This window comes from Sphingomonas radicis (genome assembly GCF_051400635.1).
Lineage (GTDB): Bacteria > Pseudomonadota > Alphaproteobacteria > Sphingomonadales > Sphingomonadaceae > Sphingomonas.
This window is the reverse complement of sequence record NZ_JBLFFG010000001.1, coordinates 1,212,998-1,236,939: the sequence shown is the minus strand read 5'-3', so window position 1 is coordinate 1,236,939 and position 23,942 is coordinate 1,212,998. Positions and strand designations below refer to the sequence as shown.

The window sequence follows — 23,942 nt, the reverse complement described above, 5'->3', positions numbered from 1 at the left end:
ATATGCCCGTCGGGGCACGAGGGACTCGGTCGGAACCTTCCTGCCGAGCCACTGCGAACGGCTACAGCGGAGATCCTGCGCCCGATAGTCAGCCGCCCGCGCGGGGCGAGAAACTCGCCGCAGCTACAGAGACACAAACCTGAATTCCGGACCCGGAGTCCGGGAGCCGTATCCATTCGCCAAAAATCCAGCCGGCGAACCGCTGGCTGACGCCAAAAAGGGGATCGCAAATGAACCGGAAATCAAGCCATCTCGGCCGTACCACGCAATTCCTCCTCGGAGCGGCCGTCGCTGCGCTCGCGGTTGCTCCTGCCGCGGCGCAGACGGCGTCGCCCGAAGAAGCGGCCGATGCGGGCGAAGAGATCGTGGTCTCGGGCTACAGCCGCAGCCTCGAGGAAGCGATCGAGATGAAGCGCGAGACGATCGGCTTCTCCGATTCGATCGTCGCCACCGACATTGCGGACTTTCCCGAGCAGAACCTCTCCGAAGCGCTGCAGCGCGTCCCCGGCGTGACGATCGAGCGCGACAAGGGGCTCGGCACGCGCGTCAACGTTCGCGGTCTGCCGACCGAGTTCACCTTCGTCTCGATCAACAAGCTGGCGACCGCATCGGGCTCCGGCGGCCGCGACGTCGAGTTCGACATCTTCGCCTCCGAGCTGATCCAGTCGGTCACGGTGCAGAAGTCGCCGACCGCGGCGGACGAGGAAGGCGGTATCGCCGGCTCGGTCTACATCCGCACCGCGCGCCCGTTCGACACGCCGGGGCTTCGCCTCGTCGGCAGCGTCGAGGGCGCGTACAATTCGATCTCCGAGAAGATCGACCCCAATTTCTCGTTCCTGGCCAGCAATACCTTCGGCGATTTCGGCGTCCTGGTCTCGGTCGCCAAGCAGCAGCGCACTAACCGCACCGACTCCAACTCTGGCATCAACTTCCGCCCTATCTCGCGCTGGACCGACCGCGCGGGCGCAAATCGCAACCAGGCGATCGCAGTGCTCCAGCGCGACGCGGGCATCACCTTCACCGATGCCATGAAGAACACGATCGTCTTCCTCGATAAGGTCGGCGACCGCGTCTATCAGAACGATCAGGACCGGCTCGGCCTGTCCGGCTCGATCCAGTACAAGCCCAGCGACAGCTTCAGCCTCGCTTTCGATGCGTTCATCGGCTCCTATGACACGGTCGAGGACGAATATGACGCCGCGGGCTATTCGGCGTCGAGCAACTCGACCCTCGAAACGATCCACGAATATGACGATACCACGCTGTCCGACGCCGGCATCGTCGTGCTGCGCGACGTCTCCTACACCAACACCCAGCACGAATTCCTGAGCAAGGAGTATCTCAACGAGACCGATTATCGCCAGTTCGGCGGCGAGATGAACTGGGAGACGGGAAACTGGAAGATCAACGCGCTGGGCGGCTATTCGGGCGCGAAGAAGACGCTGGACTTCTCCAACCTCAAGCACGTCGCCTATGCGCCGTCGCGCACCCGCTATACCGAGACCGGCGGCGAGACGATCCCGAGCGCCAATCCGCGCACGATCGACATGTACAACGCGCCTTCATCCTATCTGTTCGAGGCGTATGAAACCACGCGCGAGCAGATCAAGGACGACAAATACGCCGCGCAGCTCGACGTCAGCTACCTGTTCGACTCGTCGGTGCTGAAGCGCTTCAATTTCGGCGGGCGCTACACCGACAAGACCAACGAGCGCGAATATGGCGAGGAGAAGATCCAGGGCCCGACGCGCGGCAGCACTGCCTATGTGAACAGGCGCACGCTCGCGGACAGCCCGCTCGAAAATGTGACCGACATCGTCGGCGGCAAGTCGTACCAGGCGCGCGACCTCAGCTGGTCGCAGATCTCGAACGACTATGCGCGCGATTTCTTCCGGCCCGACGGCTTCGTCACGCCCTTCAACGACGGGCAATATTACAAGGTCAAGGAAGAGACGCTCGCGGCCTATGCCATGGTCGATTTCGAGTTCGATGTCTCCGTCCCGCTCTTCGTGAACCTGGGCGGCCGCTATGTTCGTACCGATATCCGTTCGGAGGGTTTCCACCAGATCCAGAACCCCGACGGCTCGACCGGCCTCACCGATGCGCCCGTTTCGAGCGACGGGAGCTATGAGAAGTTCCTGCCGGCATTCAATGCGCATGCCGAGCTGACCGAAAGTCTGTACCTGCGCGCTGCCGCATCGCAGACGCTGATCCGCCCTGCGCTGACCGATCTTGCCTACAAGCGCACCGCGAGCTGGAACGACTTCCGCTTCACGGACGGTAACCCCAACCTCAAGCCGACCTATGCGGACCAGTGGGAAGTCGGCGTGGAGAAGTATCTCGGCCGCGGCGGCATTCTGGCGGCGTCCTACTTCTGGAAGAAGATCAAGGGCGTGGTGCAGAACGAGCTGACCGGCGTGGTTCCGGACGTCACCAAATACAACGCCAACGGCACGGTCGACGGCGTCTATGACTTCGACGTCTACCAGCCGGTGAATGCCGAGGGTTCGTACAATGTGAGCGGCATCGAGCTCAACGCGGTGCTGCCGTTCGGCATGTTCGCCGACTGGGCGGACGGCTTCGGCATCAACGCCAACGCCACCTTCCTGGACAGCTCGTTGACCGGCGAATCGGATCTCGACCTCGAGACCTCGCCGATCGGGCTGGCCGACAATACCTACAATGCCACCCTGTTCTACGATAAGGGGCCACTCTCGCTGCGCGTCTCGTACAACCGCAAGGGCGCCTATGTGGAGCGGATCGAGCGGAACATGTATCCGGTGTACCGCGACGCCTATGGCCAGTTCGACTTCGCAGCCAGCTATCAGGTGACGCGCAACTTCCGCGTCGAGCTGCAGGGCATCAACATCGGCGACGCGAAGACCACGGGCTACACCATGGATCCGTCCTTCCCGACGACCTATGAATTCTCGGGAAGCCGCATCAGCCTGGGCGTCCGCGCGCAGTTCTGATCCGTGACGAGCCCCGCCGCACCGGGCGGCGGGGCCCGGTCATCCGCATTGTCACAATCGTCTTCTAGGTACCCCGCTCCAGGTCCGGCAGCTTCATGTCGGACCGCCATTTTCGGAGTCCGCCATGTTCTGGCTACCCGTCCTGCTCGCCGCGGCATCTGCCGAGGAGCCGGTTCGCATCAACGACCTGATGATGATCGGCACGCACAACAGCTATAAGCTGGCGATGCCCCCTGAGCGGATGGCCAGGCTGCGCGAGGCCGATCCCAGGAGCGCGGACGCACTCGACTATGCGCATCGCTCCCTCGTCGAGCAGCTCGACGCAGGCGCCCGGCAGCTCGAGTTCGACATCTGGCACGATCCCCAAGGCGGACTCTATGCCGAGGGATCGAAGGATCCCGCGATGCTGCGCGCCGGGTTCAAGGTCCAGCACATGGCCGGTTTCGACGATCGCTCTAACTGCGCGACGCTGGTGCAGTGCCTGACGATCGTCCGCGACTGGTCGAACGCACATCCGGGCCATGTGCCGATCCTGCTGATGTTCAACACCAAGGACAATGGCGAGTTCATCAAGGGCGAGCCCTTCACCGCGGCCGCCTATGACGCGCTCGATGCGGAGGTCCGGTCCGTGCTCGCGCCGGGCAAGCTGATCGTGCCCGACCAGGTCCAGGGCAACTATCCCACGCTGCGCGACGCGGTGCTCGCCAACAACTGGCCGACGCTGGAGGCATCGCGCGGCAAGTTCCTGTTCGCGCTCGACGAGGTGCCGGCGAAGGTCGCGCTCTATCGCGGCGCGCGCAAATCACTCGAGGGGCGCGTCTTCTTCGTCAACACCGACGAGAATTCGCCCGCTGCCGGCTATATTACGCTCAACGAGCCGATCGCCGACGCGGAGCGGATCGCGCGCGCAGTGAAGGCCAATTTCCTCGTCCGGACCCGCGCCGACGCCAACACCCGCGAAGCACGAACGAACGACACCCGCCCGCGCGAGGCCGCGCTTCGAAGCGGCGCGCATTATGTCTCGACCGATTATATCTGGCCCGACACACGCTTCACCGGCGGATACCGCGTGATGATGCCGGGCGGCGCCGTGGCGCTGTGCAATCCGGTGCGGCGCCCGCAGGGATGCGGCGCGCCCATCACCGAATCAACCCCTCGCTGAATTCCCCGGAGTATTGCCCCAATGATCTCGCGTATCGCGCTCGCCACTCTGCTTGTCCTGTCCGCCCAGCCTGCGCTTGCGCAGGAGGCCGCGCCCGATCTGTCGCGCGCGGCGCGCGGCGACCTGCGCGAGCCGGGCGGCGCCCGGCGCATCGCCGGCGACATGCGCGAGACCTATGCAAAGCTGGGCGCTTCCGGGGAGGTCCGCAACGTCATCCTGCTGATCGGCGACGGGATGGGTGACTCCGAAATCACTATTGCGCGCAACTATGCCGAGGGCGCGGGCGGTTATTTCAAGGGCATCGATGCGCTGCCATTCACGGGACAATACACCCATTACTCGCTCGACCGCGAAACGGGGAAACCCGATTACGTAACCGACTCCGCCGCCTCGGCGACCGCCTGGGCGTCGGGCGTGAAGAGCTACAACGGCGCGATCGGTGTCGACATCGAAGGCAAGCCGCACAGGACTCTGCTGGAGCGCGCCAAGGCCGCCGGCCTGGCTACTGGCGACGTCTCCACCTCGGAAGTCCAGGACGCGACGCCAGCAGCGCAGATCGCCCATGTCGCCCACCGCAAATGCTATGCGCCCACGGCGACCAGCAAGACCTGCCCGCAGAATGCGCTCGAGAACGGCGGCGCCGGTTCGATCACCGAGCAGCTGCTCGATACGCGCGCCGACCTGGTGCTGGGCGGCGGCGCAGCGAGCTTCACGGAGACGGCGACGGCAGGCAAATGGAAGGGCCGCACGCTGTTCGAGCAGGCGCAGGCGCGCGGCTATCGGATCGTGCGCAACGCCGCCGAGCTCGATGCAGTGACCCGCGCCGACGATCGCCAGCCGCTGATCGGGCTGTTCTCGGAGGGCAACATGCCCGTGCACTGGACCGGCCCGCGCGCAAGCTTCCACGGCAACATCGACAAGCCCCCCGTCACCTGCCAGCCCAACGCGGAACGCACCGCCGCCACGCCCACCCTCGCGGCGATGACGCGCAAGGCGATCGCGCTGCTCAGGGACAAGCCCAAGGGCTTCTTCCTCCAGGTCGAAGGCGCATCGATCGACAAGGAGGACCATGCCGCCAATCCGTGCGGGCAGATCGGCGAGACGGTGGACCTCGACGAGGCCGTGCAGGTCGCACTCGAATTCGCCAAGGCGGACGGCCACACGCTGGTCATCGTCACGGCCGACCATGCGCATACCAGCCAGATCGTCGGCAACGGCACCCGTTCTCCTGGGCTCACCGCCGCGCTCAACACGCGCGAAGGCGGCTTGATGACGGTCAACTACGGCACGGCCGAAGAAGGATCGCAGGGTCATACCGGCACCCAGCTGCGCATCGCCGCTTATGGCCCGCACGCCGTCAACGTCAGCGGCCTGCTGGACCAGACCGATCTCCACTACATCATCCGCGACGCCCTGAAGCTCGACTGAGCCGCGCCACTGCGGTGCTCGTCGGCTCCAGCTGGAACGACTTGCATCTCATGCGGACCGGCGTCAGCGTTCGGGCGATACCCGTGGTAGATACGGCGTTTGTGGATGCGGAGGCTGCGGAAACTGGATGGTTGTGCTCTCGGCGATCTTCTTCTTCATCAGCCAGCATTACTTGCTGTCGCTGCCGCTCTGGATCCTGGCGGGGTTCGCCCTGGGCGGCGCAGCGAGCGCATTGCTCCGCAACGGTGCCTGGATGGGGCTGGGCGCGGTCGGCCTCGTACTCGGGATGGCCAACATCTTCCTCGGATCGACGGCCAATGCGATCTTCCTCAACGCCTATGGCATCTATGGCACCGCGGTCATCACGCACGAGGAGGAAACCAGCTCGCAGCTCAACGATTCCAATATCTGGGAGTATGACGCGGTGGTCCGCACCGCCGATGGTCGTGACGTCAAGACCGGCTTCGATACCATGTCGGCAAGCCTCTATCCGCCGCGCAACGCGATCCAGATCCCGCCCAAGGGCGAGCGTTTCGTCGTCAAATATATTCCCGGTTTCGAGCACAACATCGCGATCATGCGCGACGAATCACCCTTCGGCAGAAGGCTGCTGCTCCAAAGGGCGCTCGAGCCCGTCGAGCGCGCCGCCGCGCAGGTCGAGGCGAGTCCCGACAATCCCGATTTCCGCCGCGAGTATCGCGAGACAATCGAGAATTTCCTTGCCCGATACGCGAAGGACGCGCCGCCGGAGCTAGTCGAACGCTATCACGCCGAACTCGATCGCCTGCGCGGGACCTGAACATCCGAGCGGCTCGCGCTCCAGATGCCGGCAAGCCCCAGCTACGGGTTCACAGGCACCGCGGATCGCGGACCGGCTGTTCGCTGCCGCGGGTCAGCCAGCGGCCGTCCGGGGTACGGTATTTTTCACCCGCGGCGGTGCGCAGGATCAGGTTGCAGCCCGTCACGAATGCCATCTGCTCGACCGTGGAGCCCTGCGCTGCCTGTTCGGTATATTGCTTCTTGCGCTGGATGTTGATGTTGTTGACCAGCGCGCGGAGTTCCGGCGTGGCGCTGCCGACGATGCCCAGATAGCCGTCGGGCTGCTCGCCCACGAGCCCCTGCTGACGGGCAGCCTGATAGGCGGGGTCGCGCTGCGCAAGTGCCGCGGACGGGGCCGCGGATGCGGCGAGCGCGAGAGTGAGAACAAGCATGCGCATCAAAAAATTCCCGGGTTCTCTTGGATCAGCGTCTTGGCCTTGTTGTCGAGACGATAGACCACTTCCTGCGTAATCGAGATATTGAGGTTTATCACGATCGGCTTGTCCGGCGCTTCCACATTCACGCACGCTCCGGTCATCGCTGCCGGAGCCGCGACGCCGGCGAGAAGCCATCGGCCAGGCCGCGATCGAGAAACCTTCACCATTTGTCCTCCCATCATTGCGCTTCGTCGCTTTCCGGCGGCTGAACGGGTTGCCCCGGAGCCGGCGGCGCCTCCCCGCTTTGCCGTTGCTCTTCCTCGATCAATGCGTCCAGGTTTCGTTCGATCAGCCGGCTGGGATCGTACCAGGATTGCACCGAATCGAGGAGCTGCTGAAAGGGTGCGTTGATCCGCACGTTGAACACGAACGGGAGCCTGGCGAGACGGCGGAGCAGGAAGTTCGACTTGGCGCCCTCCCCCTGGCTCAGCCCCTCGAAGCGGATCTGGGTGACCATCTCGCCCGCCAGCGGGCCGTTCATTTCGATGCTGAGCTGCTTGTAGTCGATCGACTTGAGCGCCTGGAACGCCATGTTGCCCCAGAAACCCAGGTCTTGTTGCGAGAGCTCGCCCACATAGGCGATCGATCCGGCGCCGCGCGCACAGAGCGTGCCGCCTTCCACCCGCCCGCCGCTCTCGTTGAAGACCATCGGCAGGGTGCCGTCGAAAATTCCGGTGGCGTTGAGGTTGTCGTATCCCATTTCCTTCAGGAACAGGGCGGCGTCGGCGCCGATCACGCGGAAGGTCATGCGCCGCTCCTGCCGCTCCCCGAAATCAAGGATCGTGGGTTCCAACACCAGCTCGCCGCCTGCGAACGGCCAGCGCCCGCCCTCGATACGGACCCGGCGGCTGTCGAGCAGCTCGTAGCGAAGCGTGCCGTCGCGCACGGCAAGCCCCGGATTGAGCTCGGCGATCGTGGCGACCTGCCCGGCCGCGGTCCGCATGCCGAGCAGATCGGTGAAGCGAAGCTCGGTCGAAAGCCCGCGCACCGGTCCGAAGGAAGCGGCCAGATCCGTGTCCTTGGTGGCGAAGGTACCGCGGCTCGAAAGCGCGTCCGGCGTCCAGTCGAGGCGGGCAGCACCCGAGACGGAGCCGCTCACATCGGCGATCACACCGAAGGTGAGCGGCGTGAGATCGCTCGGTTGCAGACCGCCTTCGGCGAACTTGAGCCCCGGCACGTCGATCGTGGCGAAGCCCGTGCCCGCACCCAGATCGTGCCCGATGCGAACCTTGCCGAGCGGCTGAAGCCCGCGTTCCGCAGCCAGCGTGCCGGTAACTTCGACGGCGCTCGCGGTGACGCGAACCTCCAGATCGGTGCCGGCAAGCGGGTGGAAGCGCACCGGCTCGACAGCATCGGACACACGCGCCTTGCCGGTCAGGGACAGCCCGCCATCGGCGAACCGCCAGTTGCCCGCGCCCTGCGACACGATCAGCGGCACGTTTCCGATCTGCCCGCCAAGCCCCGCGAAGGTGCCGCCTTCCCCCTCTCCCAATCGCCCCTCGAACGCGCTCGCCTCGAGCCTTGTCGCGCCCTCGGTCCCCAGCCGGAAGGCGAGCTGCGACGCGCTGAACCGGCGGTCCGCGAAATCGATTTGCGCCTCGTCGAGCGCCAGCACGAACGGATTCTCGCCGAGCGTGCCGGCAATCCGCGGCTGCGACAGGCGAATTCCACCTGCGATCCCGTCCCGCCCGGTGCGCAGCATCGCGCCGCCCAGCGGGCACAGCCGGATGCCGGTCGAAGGGATTTCCAGCGAACCAGCATGGAGCCGGGCAAGCTGCGCGTTCACGCACTCAGGATTGAGCCGGAGCGACGAGCCGGACCAGGCGAGGTCCAGAGGCATGCGAAACTGCTCGACTCGCCCGCTCGCCAGCGGACCGGAGAAGTTCGCCACCGTCCGTAGCGTCCCGGCCCCGCGGGCATCGAAGCTCACGTCGAGCCTGGCGAGCTCCAGCCGTGCACCGCCGGCCTGATACGGTCGCATGAAGCCTGCACCGCGCAGGCGACCGTCGGAAGCCCTGGTCAAGCGCAGCATCATGTCCGGCAACCCGCCTCCGCCCGTGGCGAGCACGCCTTCGAGCCCAAGAAGCCTGCCCGTCCCGTCGAACTTGACGCCGGCGCCGCGATCGAGCCGGACACGCGCGCCGCTCGATCCCGTTGCTTCGAGATTGGCGAGCGCCAGCTCGGTTCCGGCGTCGGCGGACCGGAGCAGGATATCCGTGCGCCCCGAGAAGGAAACCGCGGCTTCGCCGAGCGCCTCGGTCAGGCCGCGGAGGAGAGGTGCAAGCGGAGTTCCGTCAGCCGCCGCCCGCATCGGACCGAGCCGCCGGACGACCACCGGCGCGAGGGCTGCGGATGCCACTTCCACACCGCCGCTGAAGGCGAGACGATCGGCTTGCTGGAAATAGGCGCCGGCGAGCCGCACTTCTCCTGCGAGCGCACTGGGTGAAACCAGATTGGCCGCACGCGCTTTCACGTCGCCGCGGAGCGCACCGACCCTTCCCGCGAACGTCGCCTGCAGTTGCGCTGGCCCGCTCCGTCCCTGCGGGTGTTCGATCAAGGCTGCGCGGGCATCGAGCGATCCACGCCACGCGTCCAGAGCCTCGCTCAGCGTGGCGGAGCCCGACAGCCGCACGCCGGTGATCCCGGTGGAGCCGCATTGCGCCTGCGCCAGCTCGACGGGTCCACGGAGGGTGGGACTCCGGTCGCGGATGCGGAGGTCGAACCGCGCCTCGCCACCTGTCAGCGCGCACCCGCCGAAAGCCAAGCGTGGTGCCGATGCTCGCACTTGGCCGGCGAAGCCGTCGTCGAGCATGCCCTTCCCCGAAAAGGCGAGCCGAACCGCGCCCTGTGGCGCGTCGAGGTCCAGCAGCCCGTCCGATATGTCGAGCACCACGTGCGGCAGCGCGAAGGGAGCGCCGCTTGAGGCCGGGAGCAGCCGGTCGATCGCACCGAAGGAAAGCTGGCCGGCCGCGAGCTTCGAGCGGACCCGCACCTTTCCCGCGCGGATCACCAGCACTTCGGCTTGCCACGGCGAAATGGCCGTACGAACTTCGATCCAGTCCGCTTCCAAATCGGGCCGGCGCGGATCGCCGATGACCACATGGGTCAGCCGCTGCCGCCACGGCGAGATCTGGTCGAGCTCGTAGCGGGCCCGCACGCCCCGGCGGGCCAGCTCCCCATCGATGAAGCCGCGCGCGATTGTGCGCCGCTGAACCCAGGTTGCCGCAACCAGCACCCCCGCCAGGCAGATCAGCGCGAGCACCAGACGTAGCCAGCGTCGAGTGCCAACGGTCTTGCCAGTGTCGTTCGTCTCGGCCGCCGGCTCCTCGCTCACCTTCGCTCCCATTCAACCGAAGGCGCGTTTCTCGCCCAATTCGGTCCGCCGCGCCAGCCCGCCAGCCATGCGACGTTTGCTATCAGTTCGAGCGCCGGACTCGCCCGCCGCCCGCGAGATGTGGCACAATGGCGTCAGGATCATATGCTCGGAGGTCTCGTCATGACGAAGCTGACGCTCACCCTTTCCAGCCTGTATCTCGCCGTCGTCGGCCTCGCGCTGATGTTCTTCCCGCTGCAGTTCGGCCGCGGCGCGGTGCCCGAAGATGCCGGCCCTGAGCTGCTTGCGCTGCTGCGGCTGCTCGGCGGGCCGTTCCTGGGCATAGCCGTGCTGAATTGGCTGTCGCGAAACGCGGAGCCCGCCACGCTCCGGGCTATCCTGATCGCCAATATCGTCGGCTTCGGAGCGGTCGCGGCCAACGACATCTGGGGCGTCGCCAGCGGCGAGGCGCGGGAGATCGCCAAGCTGTTCCTGGTCGTCCATCTGCTTTTCGCCTTCGCATTCGTGGTGGCGGCGCGACGGGCGCGGCGGATCCGCGACTGACCCGGCAATTACACAGCCACTACATAGTCATGGGTCGCCTGCAGGCGCTCGATGTCCTGGCGCGGCGGGGCACCGAACAGCCGCCGATACTCGCGGCTGAACTGAGACGGGCTTTCATAGCCGACGGCGAACCCGGCCACCCCCGCGCTCATGCGCTCCGCCAACATCAGCCGCCGCGCTTCCTGCAGGCGGAGCTGCTTTTGATATTCGAGCGGCGTCATGCGCGTGACGGCCTTGAAATGGGCGTGCAGCGAAGAAGTGCTCATTCCCGCCGCCGCGGCGATCTCGTCGATCCGCAGCTGCTCGTGGAAACCGTTCCGGATCCTGGCGATCGCGCGGCTGACCTGGTTCAGGTGACTGTCGGCCGCCGCAATATGCCGCAGCATGGCGCCGTGCGGTCCGGTCAGCAGCCGGTACAGGATCTCGCGCTCGATCAGCGGCGCGAGCGTCGCAATGCCTTCGGGCCGTTCGAGCAGCCGCACCAGCCGGCAGGCGGCGTCGATCAGGTCGGGATCGCTGGGATAGACGGCGAGTACGGGCAAATCGCTCTTCGGCGAAGCCCCTCCCACCGCGATGATCAGATCGGCGAGCGCCACCAGGTCGAGGTCGATCTTGCAGCAGAGATACGGCGCGCTCGGGCTCGCTTCGAGCACATGACCGACCAGCGGGAGGTCGACCGAGACCAGCAGATAGCGCGACGCATCATAGACCACGCTGTCTTCGCCGAGCGATACCCGCTTCGACCCTTGGGCGATCAGGCAAAGCGACGCTTCATAGACCGCCGGGATCGGCCCCGGCGGCTGATCCGCCCGGATGAGCGAGAGCCTGGGCACCATCGTGCCAGCCATGCCCGATTCCGGCGCATGTCGCATGATCGATTCGGCGAGTTCGGCGATCCGTTCCATGCTTCTTCGTTTCACGATTCGGTGGAAGGCTGCAACCTCGGTTCCATCAGATTTGGAGAATCGTGCAAACTCCACGGGCGATCGCTCTACCGCCATCCTCCTCCGCAGCCGCATATCCGGCCTCGCCATCCCAGCGATAAGGAAACCGAACATGACGGGACTCAGTGACAAGATCGTACTCATCACCGGCGCATCGAGCGGCATCGGCGAAGCCACCGTCCGCGAGCTGGCAGCAGCGGGGGCGCGCCTGTTCATCGGTGCGCGCCGTGCCGATCGGCTGCAGGGCCTGGCGGAGGAGCTCGGCGCGCAAGTCGCGTGGCGCGAGCTCGACGTGACGGACGCCGCGAGCTTCACCGCTTTCGTCGATGCCGCCGAAGCGCAGTTCGGGCGCGTCGACGTGCTGATCAACAATGCGGGTGTCATGCCGCTGTCGCCGCTCGCCGCGCTCAAGCGGGACGAATGGGCGCGGATGATCGACGTCAACATCCACGGCGTGCTCAACGGCATCGCCGCAGTGCTCCCGCGCTTCATTGCGCAGCGGGGCGGGCATGTCGTCAACGTCGCGTCGATCGGCGCGCATCTCGTGGTGCCGACCGGCGCCGTCTATTGCGCCACCAAATATGCAGTGTGGGCTATCACCGAAGGGCTGCGACAGGAGCATGACGAAATCCGCGCCACGATCATCTCCCCCGGCGTTGTCGCGACCGAGCTGGGCAACGACATCACCGATCCGCAGGTGGCGGCCGCGCTGAAGGATTGGCGGCAGAAGTCGCTGACTCCGGACGCGATCGCCCGCGCGATCCGCTACGCGCTCGAACAGCCCGAGGGCGTCGACGTCAACGAGGTGATCGTGCGCCCCACCGCTGCCAACATGTAGGCGGCCTCGCCCAGTCCGCTTCGGGCGAGCCCGGTGCTTGCCCGAAGCGGACCCTCGCGCGCATCAAAGCCCGACGGTCACGGTAACCGCCAGCCGCGTCTTGCGGTCGGGCTGGAACGGCGCGTGCATCAGCTGGTGGCCCAGCTCGAGCTCCACGTCCAGATAACGGCCCACCGTATAGTGAAGGCTTGCGCCGATGCTCGCGAGATCGGCATTGCGCGGCGAATCCGGCAGGCGGCGCTGCTGCCAGAGATTGGCATAGTCGAGGAATATGCCGAGCTGGAGCTGGTCCGCGAACTGGCCGCTCTTCGACAGCACGCTGAAGGCCGGCGCATCGATCTCGGTCTTGAGCATCACGCCTTCGCTGCCGAGCGCGGTATTGGGATCATAGCCGCGCACGCTGCCGATCCCGCCGGCCGCGAGCTGCTCGCTATACGGCAGGTTGCCGGTGGCGAACTGCACCATCCCGCGCACGATCCAGCTGAAGTTGTGCGGCAGCCGCGTGACTCGGGTTATCGATGCGCGATCATAGCCGTAGCTCGCGTCCGAAAAGGGCACGAGCAGCCGCATATATTCGTCCTTGTTGTATTTGGTGATGTTGCCCGGCGAGAGGACGAACTGGTTCTCCAGGATCGTCTGGCCGAGCCGGTCCTCGATCGTGGCGGTGAAGATCAGCGGGAACTGGAACACCTCCACGGCGGTGTCGAGCAGGCGGAAGCCCAGGAATTCCAGGTTGTTGTCGGTGCGCTTGTAATCGACGCCGAACTGGATGCTGCTCTTGACCCCCAGCGGCATCGGCAGATCGCTGACGAAGCGGCCGCTGATCTGCGCCGAATGGCCTTCGCTGTCGAACACCGACGAGAGAAACGGCTTCTGCGTGGCATAGGCGCCGAACAGGAGGATCCGGTCATCGGGGCTGAGCGGGATCACGTCGCTCACCGAATGCGACGCGTACCGCCCTTCGAAGCTGCGGGTATATTGATAGGACAGTATCTGCCCCGTCCCCAGCACATTGCCCCAGTTGAACCCCACGAACCATTCGTCGCGGCCTAGCGTCTCCACGCCCTGGTTGTCGTAGCCGCCATAGACGCGCAGCGGGAACCGGTCCTTGGCCTCCAGCACCACATCGGTAGTGCCGGTCGTATCGCCGGGCTGGACTATGCTGTTCACCGTGAGAAACGGGTTCCGGTTATAGCCGTCGAGCGCCTTGCGCAGGCGCGGCAGGGTGAGCGGGTCTCCGGGCTCGAGATCGCCCATGCCCCGGATCAAATCGGTGGAGAAGTGGCGGTTTCCGGTGACATTGATCTCGCCCACCCGATATTCGGTGACGACAATCTGGATGACGCCGCTCTGCACCTTCTGCGGCGGCACGCTGACGTCGACGAACGGGCGCTCGGCGGCGCGGTATGCCTCCTGGACGAGCCGAGTGATCGTGTTGAGGTCGCCCCGCGTGAGCGGACGGCCCAGATAGGCGCGAAGCTGGTCGCTCGCGCCCGTGGTCGCGATCAGCGGGGCGGCGCGCGTGTCGATGCCGCCTGCCACGCTCTCGGGTGCCACACCCTCCGGCTGAACCGCGCCCGGGCCGTTGACGAACACCAGCCCCTTGAGTTCCGGGACGAGCTGGGTCGCATCCTGTGCGGGCGGCGGCGCTTCGGGCGGGACCGCAACTTCGGGCATCGGCGGCTGAGGTGGCGGCTTGGGCAGGCGCCGCTCGAAATCCTGGGCATTCGCTCCCTGCGACGCGAACGCGCCCAGGAGTGCCAGCGCCAGGAGCGACGCGCGCACCACAGCCGTCACGGCCGCACTCCTTCATAATCGATGGGCCTCAGCGGCGGATATTCGATCCGGATCGTCCGGCTTCCACCCATCTGGTTCAGGATCTGGTCGCCGGAGTTGATCACGGTCGAGCCGGTGACGATCAGCATCCCGCCCGATGTCTCCATCACGCTCGGATAGGTGACGATGCTGGGCATGCCGGCAAAGGCACCCGTGATACCCTGATACATCGGGTACAGCGTCGGGAAAGGTATGAAGAAGTGCTGCCGGCTGGTCACCGCGAGCCTGAACGCCAGATTGGGCGGCAGGCAGTCGAGCAGGCCGTCGCTGCACGGGGGCGGCGCCGTTGCGATGATCTCGCCCTCACCCACTGCCTGGGTGGGCAGATTGTAGTTGGAGAGCAGCGTGCCCGCGTCGGCGGTATAGTCGTCCGCCGCCAATATGGCCGTCACCAGCTGCTCCCCGGGATCGGGCGAGGCATAGGTGCCGCTGGTCTCGGTGATCGTGGCGCCCTCGCCGGCGACGAAGCCGGTGATGCTGTAGTCCGCGGAGGTGAGCGTCGCATCGGTGTTGCCATCATAGTCCTTGGTCGGGCGCCCGGTGATCGCGACCGTCAGATCGGCACGGTCGATCGTGCCCGCACCGGTCGCCGAGGCCGGGAGCACATAGTTGGATAGCAGCGTGCCGCTGTTGGCGCTGAAATCGTCCGCGGCGAGGCTGGCGGAAACGGTCCGGCTGCCAGCGTTCTTGTTGTCGTAAGTCCCCGCCGCATGCGTGACGGTGGCGCCTTCGCCCGCCACGAAGCCGGTGAGCGCGAAATTGGTGCTGGCGAGCACCGCGGCGGTGTTGCCGTCATAGGTCTTGGTCGGGTTGCCGACGATCGCCGCGGTGAGCATCGCCTGGGAAATCGTCCCCATCCCCGAAGCGCTCGTCGGCAATACATAGTTGCTGAGCAGCGTCCCGCCATTGGCCGTGAAGTCGCCCGCTGCGAGGATCGTCGTGACCGTGCGGGCGCCAGCGTTCGCGCTGTCGTAAAGGCCCGCGGCCTGATCGACGGTCGCGCCTTCACCGGCGACGAACCCCGTCAGCTGATAATTGGCCGAACCCAGCACCGCCGCGGCGGTGCCGTCATAGACCTTGGTCGGATTGCCGATGATGGCGGCCGTCAGCAGCGCCTGACCGATAGTTCCCGAGCCAGAGGCAGTCGTGGGCAAGGTATAGTTGGAAAGCAGCGTGCCGCCGTTCGCAACGAAATCGCCTGCGGCGAGCGCGGCAGTGACCGTCCGGCTCCCGGCATTGGGTTCGTCATAGACGCCCGCGGTCTGGGTGACCGTCGCCCCTTCGCCCGTGACGAACCCCGTCAGCGTGAAGTTGGTTGGCGTGAGCGTCGCGGCGGTGTTGCCGTCATAGATTTTGAAGACGTCGGCCAGCGTTGCGGTGAGCGGCGCCGGCGTGATGCGCCCGATGCCGTTCGCGCCGGTGCGCAGCACATAGTTCGAGAGCAAAGTGCCCGCATCGGGCGTGATGTTGGCGGTCGCCGGATCGATCGTCAGCGCGTGCAGCCCCACGTTCCTGCCTGCATAGGTGCCGCTGATCGTGCTGCCGATGGCAACGCCTTCGCCCGCCACGAAGCCGAAGATCCGGAAATCGTCGGTGCTCAGCGCCGCGGCGGTGGTCCCGTCATAGACCTTGGTCGGCGTGCCGAGGATGGCGACGGTCAGTTCCTTGGGATCGATCGTCCCCGCGCCAGTCGCGCTGGCCGGCAGCACATAGTTGGAGAGCAAAGTGCCCGCGTCCGCGGTGAAGTCGCCACCCGCCAACACCGCGGTCACGATGCGGGCGCCCGCGTTCTTCTCGTCATAGGTGCCCGCGGTCTGCGTGACGGTCGCGCCTTCGCCCGCCACGAAGCCGCTCAGCTGATAGTTACCACTCGCCAGCACCGCCGCGGTGGTGCCGTCATAGGTCTTGGTCGGGTTGCCGATAATCGCTGCGGTGAGCATCGCCTGGGTGATCGTCCCCAGCCCGCTCGCACTGGTCGGCAGCACATAGTTGGACAGCAAGGTGCCCGCATCCGCCACGAAATCGCCACCGTCGAGCGCCGCGCTGACTGTGTGGATTCCCGCGTTGGGCGAGCCATAGCTGCCCATGGCCTCGGTGACGGTCGCCCCCTCGCCCGCCACGAAGCCGCTCAGCTGGTAGTTGCCGCTGACCAGCGTCGCGGCGGTCGTCGCGTCATAGACCTTGGTCGGATTGCCGATGATCGCCGCAGTGAGCGTCGCCTGGTTGATCGTGCCCAGCCCACTTGCGCTGGTCGGCAGCACATAGTTGGAAAGCAAGGTGCCCGCGTCCGCCGTAAAGTCGCCGCCGTCGAGCGTGGCGCTGACCGTGTGGATCCCCGCGTTGGGCGATCCATAGCTGCCCACCGTCTCGGTGACGACCGCACCCTCGCCCGCGATGAAGCCGCTGAGTTGGTAATTGCCGCTGGCCAGCGTCGCGGCGGTGGTGCCGTCATAGACCTTGGTCGGGTTGCCGATGATCGCCGCGGTGAGCATCGCCTGGCTGATCGTCCCCAGCCCGCTCGCACTGGCTGGGAGCACATAGTTGGACAGCAAAGTGCCCGCGTCCGCGATGAAGTCGCCGCCGTCGAGCATCGCCGTAACGGTGCGGATGCCGACGTTGGGCGAGCCGTAGCTGCCCATGGTCTCGGTAACGGTCGCCCCCTCGCCAGCGACGAAGCCGCTGAGCTGGTAATTCCCGCTGGCCAGCGTCGCGCCGGTCGTCCCGTCATAGACCTTGGTCGGATTGCCGATGATCGCCGCGGTGAGCATCGCCTGGCCGATCGTGCCCGCGCCGCTCGCGCTCGTCGGCAAAACATAGTTCGAAAGCAGCGTGCTCCCGGTCGCAGCGAAATCGCCACCGTCCAGCGTGGCGCTGACGGTGCGCGATCCCGCGTTGGGGTCGTCATAGGTGCCGGCGGTTTCGGTGACGGTTGCGCCTTCGCCCGCCATGAAGCCGGTAAGCTGGTAATTGCCGCTGGCCAGCGTCGCCACGGTGGTGCCGTCATAGGTCTTGGTCGGGTTGCCGATGATCGCGGCGGTGAGCGTCGCCTGGTTGATCGTTCCGGCACCCGCTGCGCTGGCCGGCAGCGCATAGTTTCTGAGATCGGTGCCGCCATCGGCGACGAAATCGGCGCTGCCCAGCAGCGCCGTCACGATGCGCGCGCCTGCGTTCGGCGAATTATACGCGCCCACCGTCTCGGTGATCGTCGCCCCCTGGCCGCCGACGAATCCCGTCAGCAGATAGTTCGCGGAGGTCAGCGTCACCCCGATCGTCGCATCATAGGTCTTGGTCGGGTTGCCGATGATGATCGCGTTCAGCGCTGCCTTCTGGATGATGCCCGCGCCCGTGGCGCTGGTCGGCAGCACATAGTTGGAGAGCAAGGTGCCGCCGTTCGCGCTGAAATCGCCGCCGTCGAGCGCCGCAGTGACGATGCGGATGCCGGCGTCCGGCGAGCCATAGGCGCCCACCGTCTCGGTGACGGTGGCTCCCTCGCCGGCGACGAAGCCCGAAAGCGCAAAGTTCGACGACGTCAGCGTCGCAGCCGTCGTGGCGTCATAGACCTTGGTCGGCAGGCCGGTGATCACGGCGGTGAGCAGCTTCTGGCTGATCGTGCCCGCGCCGCTCGCGCTGACCGGTAGGATGTAATTGTCGAGCAGCGTGCCGCTGTTCGCAGTGAAATCGGCGGCGTCGAGCGTGGCGGTAACGGTGCGCGGCCCGGCGTCCTTGCTGTCATAGGTTCCCACTGTTTCGGTTACGGTGCCGCCTTCGCCCGCGATGAAGCCGGTGAGCTGATAATTGCCGCTGGCCAGCGTCGCCGCGACGGTGCCGTCATAGATTTTGGTCGGGTTGCCGATGATCGCGGCGCTGAGCGCCAGCCGGTCGATCGTGCCCATGCCCTCCGCCTGGGTCGGCAGGACATAATTGGCCAGGTTGGTGCCGCCGCCTGCGGTGAAATCGCCGCCCGCCAGCATCGCAGTGATCAGCCACGCCCCTGCATTGGCCGAGGCATAGCTGCCCGCAGTCTGGGTCACCGTCGCGCTCTCGCTGCCGACGAAGCCGGTCAGCTGATAGTTCGCCGCGGCCAGCGTCGCCGCGTTGGTGCCGTCATAGGGTTTGGTCGGATTGCCAATGATCGCCGCGGTGAGCGCCTTCTGGCCGATCGTGCCCGCGCCGCTCGCGCTGGTCGGCAGGACATAGTTCGAAAGCAGCGTGCCGCTGTTCGCAGTGAAATCGCCGCCGTCGAGCGTGGCGCTGACCGTGCGCAGGCCAGCATTGGGATCGTCATAGGCGCCGACGGTTTCGATGACGATAGCCCCCTCGCCGGTGACGAAACCCGTCAGCTCGAAATTGGCGGAGGTGAGCGCGGCGGCGGTGTTGCCGTCATAGATTTTGGTCGGATTGCCGATGATCGCGGCGGTGAGCGCGCGGGGGTCGATCGTGCCGATCCCGGTGGCGCTTGTCGGCAGGTTGTAGTTGTCGAGCAGGGTTCCGCTGTTCGCAGTGAAATCGCTCGCGGCAAGGCTCGCGGTGACGAGATGGCTGCCCGCATTCGGGGACGCATAGGTGCCGGCGGTCTGGGTTACCGTCGCGCCTTCGCCCGACACGAAGCCGTTCAGCCGGAAGTTGAGCGAAGCCAGGGCCGCCGCGACGCTGCCGTCATAGGTCTTGGTGGGATTGTTGACGATCGCGGCGACCAGATCGGCCCGTTCGATCGTTCCGGCTCCGGTCGCGCTGGTCGGCAGGATATAGTTGCTGAGCAGCGTGCCGGGGTCGGCGGTGAAGTCGTCCGCGAGAAGGCCCACGTTGACGGTGCGCGCGCCTGCATTGAAGCTGTCGTAGGTGCCGGAAGTCTCGGTGACGGTCGCGCCTTCGCCCGAGACGAAGCCGGTGAGCAGGTAGTTCGTGCTGGTCAGCGTCGCGATGTTGGTGCCGTCATAAGTCTTGGTCGGGTCGTTGATGATCGCGGCGGTAAGCGTCGCAGGCGTGATCTCGCCAACTGGCGCGGCGACGAGCGTGCTGGCGATCGAGTAATTGCCCGCCGCGGTGCCGCCGAGCGCAATTCCGGTCGCATTGACATTGATGCCGGTCGCCACGTCCTTGCTCGCATAGCTCCCGTTGATCCCTGCAGGCGCTACGAAGACCTGGTCGCCGGCGACCACGCCGCCAAGCGTATACGCAGCCGAATCAGCCGGCAGCACGAGCAGGTGCCCGTCGCGCTCGGGGACGATGCGCAGGTCATCGTCCGCACCATATTGCCCTTCATCTCGCAGGAAGGGGCGGTGCCGGGCCAGCGGGGCGCCACCGATTTCGGCGACGTCACCCAAACCTTCTTCTTCAAGCCCAAGGACACCGGCAGCCTCACCTGGGGCGTGGGCCCGGTCTTCCTATGGCCGATCGGCGGATCGGGATATGGCAGCGGCAAATGGGCCGTGGGCCCGTCGGCGCTGGCGCTGAAGCAGACGCGCAGCGGCCTTACGATCGGCATGCTCGCCAACCATCTCTGGTCCTATGCCGGCAAGATCGATCGTCCAGACATATCCTCCACTTTCCTCCAGCCCTTCTTCACCAAAACGTTCGCGGACACGACCAGCATCGGCATCAACACCGAGACCAGCTACGACTGGAAGCGCAAGCAGTGGGTGGTTCCGATCAATCTCACGCTGGGCCGCGTCACACGCATGGGCAAGCAACCACTGCAGATCGCCGCCACCGGCCGCTATTATGCCGAAAGCCCCACCGGCGGCCCCGAATGGGGCGCACGGCTGACGCTCAGCTTCCTCTTTCCGGAGTGAACGACGGCCGTTTTCAGCTTCGCTGAATCGATCTCAACCGCGAACGATGCAGCGGAAGCCGATGTGGCTGGTCGAGGAATCGACCATCTGCGGATGGCGCGCCGCCGGGCGGTAACGCTGGCAATAATTGGCTGCGCACAGGTGCGATCCGCCCTTGAGCACCTTGCGCGGGATGCGCGCTTCCTGCATCGGATCGAGGCTGCCCCCGCGCGATCCGCCGCGGGGATCGACTTCGGTGCCGCCGCAGCACGAGCGCGCAGGCTTGCCCTTCTTCGCTGCGCCCGAGCGATCCGAATACCAGTCCGCAGTCCACTCCCAGACGTTGCCGATCATGTCGATCAGTCCATAGCCGTTGGGCGGATAGGTGCCGATCGGCGACGTGCGTTCCCAGCCGTCGAGCAGCTGGTTGGCGAAGGGAAACAGCCCCTGCCAATAATTGGCGAGCATAGCCCCGGCCGGCGCCAGCTCGTCGCCCCAGGCGTAGTCGGCATCCTCCAGCCCGCCGCGCGCGGCATATTCCCACTCCGCCTCGGTCGGCAGCGCCTTGCCGGCCCAGGCGGCATAGGCCTCGGCGTCGGCATAGCTGACGTGGACGACGGGATGATCCTCCAGCCCCTCGATCGAGCTCTCCGGCCCCAGCGGATGCCGCCAGTCGGCGCCGGCGAGGAACGACCACCATTGCGAGGGATCGCGCACGTCCACCGGCGTATCGGTGCGATGAAAGACCAGCGAGCCGGCGAACGCCATCTCGTCGAGCATCCCCGGATAGTCGGCAGGATCTGGCGGCACTTCGGCAGTGGTGACGTGCCCGGTCTCCGCCACGAAGCGCGCGAACGCACGATTGGTCACCGGCGCGCGATCGATGCGGAACGGCCCCACCTGCACCCGGCGGGATGGCGCCTCATCGGCATAGAAACGCTCCGAGCCCATGGTGAAGGCCCCGCCCGGAAGCGCGATCATCCGATCATCGGCGAGAGGGTTCGATTTCATGATCCCAGTTCTAAGCCGCCCGCAGCACCGCGACCAGCCCGCTCTCGCCATTACGAGCGAGAGACGGGCTGGCGGGCAAGCGTTGCTGCCGCTTAGAAGCGGAAGCGCACGCCCAGCGAATACACCCGCTCGATATATTTGACCTGGAACGGGTAGCTGTCCCCGGCCGCGTTATAGGAGCGGTAGGTCTTGATCGGCGTTCCCAGCATGTTGAGCATGTCGAACGCGATCGTGACATTCTCGATCGGCGTCACCGTCGCCGCGAAGTCGAGCGTACCGTACGAGTCCTGGTAAAGCGGCGACACGAAATTCGCCTGCAAGTTCTGATACTCGATCACGAAATCCGACCGCCAGTTGTACGCGAGGCGCGCCGAGAATTGCGGCCGCTCGTACATGCCGACCAGGTTGAACGCGTGCTCGGAGACGCCCGGGAAGGGCTGCTGACCCGGCAGCTGCTCACGGAAGGCCGGCTGGAGCTCGGTCGAAGCGTCGATATAGGTGTAGTTCGCCTGAAGGCCGAAGCCCTGCGCCCAGTCGGGCAGGCTCGCGATGTCGAGGAAGCTGGTGAACGCCACCTCGACACCCTGGATGCGACCACGCCCCGCGTTGGTGGGCTGGTTGGTGACGACATCCGGCGCGTTCGGAATTTCCTGCGTGACGTCGTTGCGGAAGACGAAATTGCTGACGTCCCGGCGGAACAGCGCGCCCGTAAGCGAACCGGTGCGCGAGAAATACCATTCGAGCGCGAGGTCGTAATTGTCCGAAAGGATCGGCTGGAGATTGGGGTTGCCGCTCGAATTGAAAAGGCGGCAGTTGGGAGAATCGGGGCCGGTGTTCGTCGGATCGTCCGGGTCCGGCGTGCACGACGAAGGTGGCGTGCCGAAAGTGGTCGAGGGGCTGAGATCCCAGAAGTTCGGCCGCGTCCGCGTTTGCGTATAGGCGGCGCGGAACTGGAGCCCGTCGGCCAAACCGGCCCGCAGCGAAACGTTCGGCAGCCAATCGGTATATTCGTTGGTCTGGGAGACGGGCGTGGCGCCGGTCGGATCGACCACCGTGCCGTTCAACGTGGTCCGGGTACGCACGCCGCGAATACCGATGTTGCCATCGATCGGCATGCCGCCGGCATCGAAAGCATAGCGGATCTGCGCATAGCCGGCGAGCGCCTGCTCGTTGGCGGTGAACGTCTCGACATCGCTGAACGGCGGGTCGCCCACCGGGAAGCCCGCGATCGTCTGCAGCTCGCCAAGGTTTGCGCGGATGCTGTCGAAGGTAGGCGCGGCGAACTTGGTCTCGGGCTGGTAGTTGTCGAAGCGGAAGCCGCGCGGGAAATAGCCGATCTCCACCGGAAGATCGCTGTAGAGCAGCCCGCGATCGAGCAGCGGCTGATAGCGCTGGCCGTTGCGTCGTTCGGCGTTGCGGTCGTTGTAGCGCACGCCGAAATCGATCCGGTTGAGGAAGTCGAGCCCGGTCTCATACTGCACGTCGAGCCGTGCCTGAATGTCGTCGCCGGCCGCCATATAGATACGGTCGAAAAGGCCGCGGAAGGCGTAGTTGTTCGGATCCGCCGGATTGAAGTTTATAAAGTCGAAGGTGCCGCCGCCCGGCCCCTCAGCGATGTCGAAATTGACGTTGCGCACCGGCGAACTGGTGTAGGCGAAGTCGATGTTCGCATCGCGCTGGTCATAGCGGCTGTCGGTGTAGGCGACGTCCGCCTGCACCTTGAAGCCGCCCGCGGTCCAGATGCCGCCGCCGGCGATCTGATAGGTATCGGTCTTCGCCCGGACGGTGCCCGCCCAGCCGTCCGGATTGGCGCCGCCGGTAACGGTCATGCTCTGGGCCGACTGACTGTCCGGGCGCAGCACGACATTGCTGTATTGCGGCGCCGCGCCGAAGGTCGGAACGAACAGCCAGTGATTGTAGTCCTTGCTGCGGAAGCCCTGGAACAGCCCGTCCACATAGAATTCGAGATTGGGGCTCGGCCGCCACTGAAGCGCGGCGTTGACCGAGGGGCGCCAGCGATGGCCGCTGCCGTAGAAAATGCCCTGGCCGTTGGGCCGCGTGAAATCGCCTGGCCCCGGTGCCACATTGGGATCGGGGGTGATGAACCGATCGTTCTCGCGCGTCGAATCGAGGAATTCGATGTTGGTCATCGCGCCGTTCACCAGCACGCCGATCTCGCCGATTCCGGTCTCCCAGCGGTCGCTGATCAGCAGGTTGGCGTTATAGTCGATCTGCTGGCTCTGCTCCCAATGGACGCCGTAGAGCGAACCCGAGATATGGAAGCCGCTGAAATCGAACGGGCGGCGCGAACGGACGTTCACCTGGCCGCCGATGCCCGGCTCGATGAGATTGGCAGTGCCCGATTTATAGACTTCGAGTGCTTGCACGGCGCCTGCAGGGAAATCCTGAATCGCGACGTTGCGATTCTCGGCGGTGAAGATCTCGCGCCCGTTGTAGGTGGTCGTGATGTCGGGCAGGCCGCGCACCTGGACCTGCGCCGCCTCGCCCGCGCCGCGGTTGACCTGTACGCCGGTCACGCGGGCCAGCGCTGCGGAGGCAGTCACGTCGGGAAGCTTGCCGATATCCTCGGCAACGATCGCATCGACGATGCCGTCCGAGTGACGCTTGAGGTTCTGCGCCGATTCAAGGCTCCGCCGGAAGCCGGTGACGACTATATCCTGCTCGGGGGCGGGGGCCGATTGCGGCGCCGCGGCGGGGGCCGGGTCCTGCGCCGCCTCCGCGTCTTGCGCCTGGGCGTAAACAGGGACCCCTGCAACCGCCAGCATCAGCAACGAGACCGAACTGGTGACGAACGACTTCACGCGCATTTTACCCTCCTCCCTATTT

General features: G+C 65.9%; 15 protein-coding genes. 7 read left to right on the top strand and 8 right to left on the bottom strand.

The annotated features are described in order from the left end of the window. The first annotated feature begins 230 nt into the window (after window positions 1-230). The 4 genes from ACMGDH_RS05595 (at window position 231) to ACMGDH_RS05580 (ending at window position 6,361) form a co-directional block, all read left to right on the top strand. Window positions 231-2,972, top strand: a complete 2,742-nt coding sequence (locus tag ACMGDH_RS05595) for a TonB-dependent receptor (protein WP_436826914.1) — start codon at window positions 231-233, stop codon at window positions 2,970-2,972. 124 nt (window positions 2,973-3,096) lie between these two features. Next, window positions 3,097-4,134 (top strand): phosphatidylinositol-specific phospholipase C1-like protein, encoded by a 1,038-nt coding sequence (locus ACMGDH_RS05590; protein WP_436826913.1) that lies wholly within the window; start codon window positions 3,097-3,099, stop codon window positions 4,132-4,134. Between the two features lie 21 nt (window positions 4,135-4,155). After that, entirely contained in the window at window positions 4,156-5,562 is a 1,407-nt protein-coding gene (phoA, locus tag ACMGDH_RS05585; protein WP_436826912.1) for an alkaline phosphatase, read from the top strand. Window positions 5,563-5,689: 127 nt separating this feature from the next. Further along, window positions 5,690-6,361, top strand: a complete 672-nt coding sequence (locus ACMGDH_RS05580) for a hypothetical protein (RefSeq protein WP_436826911.1) — start codon at window positions 5,690-5,692, stop codon at window positions 6,359-6,361. Between the two features lie 49 nt (window positions 6,362-6,410). Here the strand turns inward: ACMGDH_RS05580 and ACMGDH_RS05575 are convergent, their stop codons facing one another. The 3 genes from ACMGDH_RS05575 to ACMGDH_RS05565 form a co-directional block, all read right to left on the bottom strand. Continuing rightward, window positions 6,411-6,779: a YdbL family probable chaperone protein gene (locus ACMGDH_RS05575; RefSeq protein WP_436826910.1), complete on the bottom strand. Its 369-nt coding sequence runs from the start codon at window positions 6,777-6,779 to the stop codon at window positions 6,411-6,413. Beyond that, window positions 6,779-6,919 carry a YnbE family lipoprotein gene (locus ACMGDH_RS05570; RefSeq protein ID WP_436827232.1) on the bottom strand — a complete coding sequence of 47 codons (141 nt, stop codon included), beginning with the start codon at window positions 6,917-6,919 and terminating at the stop codon, window positions 6,779-6,781. Before ACMGDH_RS05570 ends, ACMGDH_RS05575 begins: the two co-directional genes overlap by 1 nt. A 77-nt stretch (window positions 6,920-6,996) precedes the next feature. Next, window positions 6,997-10,152 carry an intermembrane phospholipid transport YdbH family protein gene (locus tag ACMGDH_RS05565; RefSeq protein ID WP_436826909.1) on the bottom strand — a complete coding sequence of 1,052 codons (3,156 nt, stop codon included), beginning with the start codon at window positions 10,150-10,152 and terminating at the stop codon, window positions 6,997-6,999. Between the two features lie 162 nt (window positions 10,153-10,314). On the opposite strand from ACMGDH_RS05565, the gene ACMGDH_RS05560 reads away from it, so the two are divergent. Next, window positions 10,315-10,695, top strand: a complete 381-nt coding sequence (locus ACMGDH_RS05560) for a hypothetical protein (RefSeq protein ID WP_436826908.1) — start codon at window positions 10,315-10,317, stop codon at window positions 10,693-10,695. A gap of 8 nt (window positions 10,696-10,703) precedes the next feature. Here ACMGDH_RS05560 and ACMGDH_RS05555 read toward each other — a convergent pair whose 3' ends face one another. Continuing rightward, window positions 10,704-11,600 (bottom strand): AraC family transcriptional regulator, encoded by an 897-nt coding sequence (locus ACMGDH_RS05555; RefSeq protein ID WP_436827231.1) that lies wholly within the window; start codon window positions 11,598-11,600, stop codon window positions 10,704-10,706. Between the two features lie 151 nt (window positions 11,601-11,751). Here ACMGDH_RS05555 and ACMGDH_RS05550 point away from each other — a divergent pair, with 151 nt between their 5' ends. Next, complete coding sequence (locus ACMGDH_RS05550) at window positions 11,752-12,477, top strand: SDR family oxidoreductase (protein WP_436826907.1); 726 nt, start codon at window positions 11,752-11,754, stop codon at window positions 12,475-12,477. Between the two features lie 63 nt (window positions 12,478-12,540). On the opposite strand, the gene ACMGDH_RS05545 is transcribed toward ACMGDH_RS05550, so the two are convergent. Beyond that, window positions 12,541-14,274: a ShlB/FhaC/HecB family hemolysin secretion/activation protein gene (locus tag ACMGDH_RS05545; protein ID WP_436826906.1), complete on the bottom strand. Its 1,734-nt coding sequence runs from the start codon at window positions 14,272-14,274 to the stop codon at window positions 12,541-12,543. After that, entirely contained in the window at window positions 14,271-19,511 is a 5,241-nt protein-coding gene (locus ACMGDH_RS05540; protein ID WP_436826905.1) for a beta strand repeat-containing protein, read from the bottom strand. Before ACMGDH_RS05540 ends, ACMGDH_RS05545 begins: the two co-directional genes overlap by 4 nt. A 6-nt stretch (window positions 19,512-19,517) precedes the next feature. Between ACMGDH_RS05540 and ACMGDH_RS05535 the strand changes: the two genes are divergently transcribed. After that, the gene (locus ACMGDH_RS05535) at window positions 19,518-20,105 is read left to right on the top strand and encodes a hypothetical protein (RefSeq protein ID WP_436826904.1); all 588 of its coding nucleotides are present in this window, start codon (window positions 19,518-19,520) and stop codon (window positions 20,103-20,105) included. Window positions 20,106-20,138: 33 nt separating this feature from the next. Here the strand turns inward: ACMGDH_RS05535 and ACMGDH_RS05530 are convergent, their stop codons facing one another. Both ACMGDH_RS05530 and ACMGDH_RS05525 read right to left on the bottom strand, forming a co-directional pair. Beyond that, window positions 20,139-21,065: a formylglycine-generating enzyme family protein gene (locus ACMGDH_RS05530; RefSeq protein ID WP_436827230.1), complete on the bottom strand. Its 927-nt coding sequence runs from the start codon at window positions 21,063-21,065 to the stop codon at window positions 20,139-20,141. Between the two features lie 122 nt (window positions 21,066-21,187). After that, window positions 21,188-23,923 (bottom strand): TonB-dependent receptor, encoded by a 2,736-nt coding sequence (locus ACMGDH_RS05525; RefSeq protein ID WP_436826903.1) that lies wholly within the window; start codon window positions 23,921-23,923, stop codon window positions 21,188-21,190. Window positions 23,924-23,942: the final 19 nt, after the last annotated feature.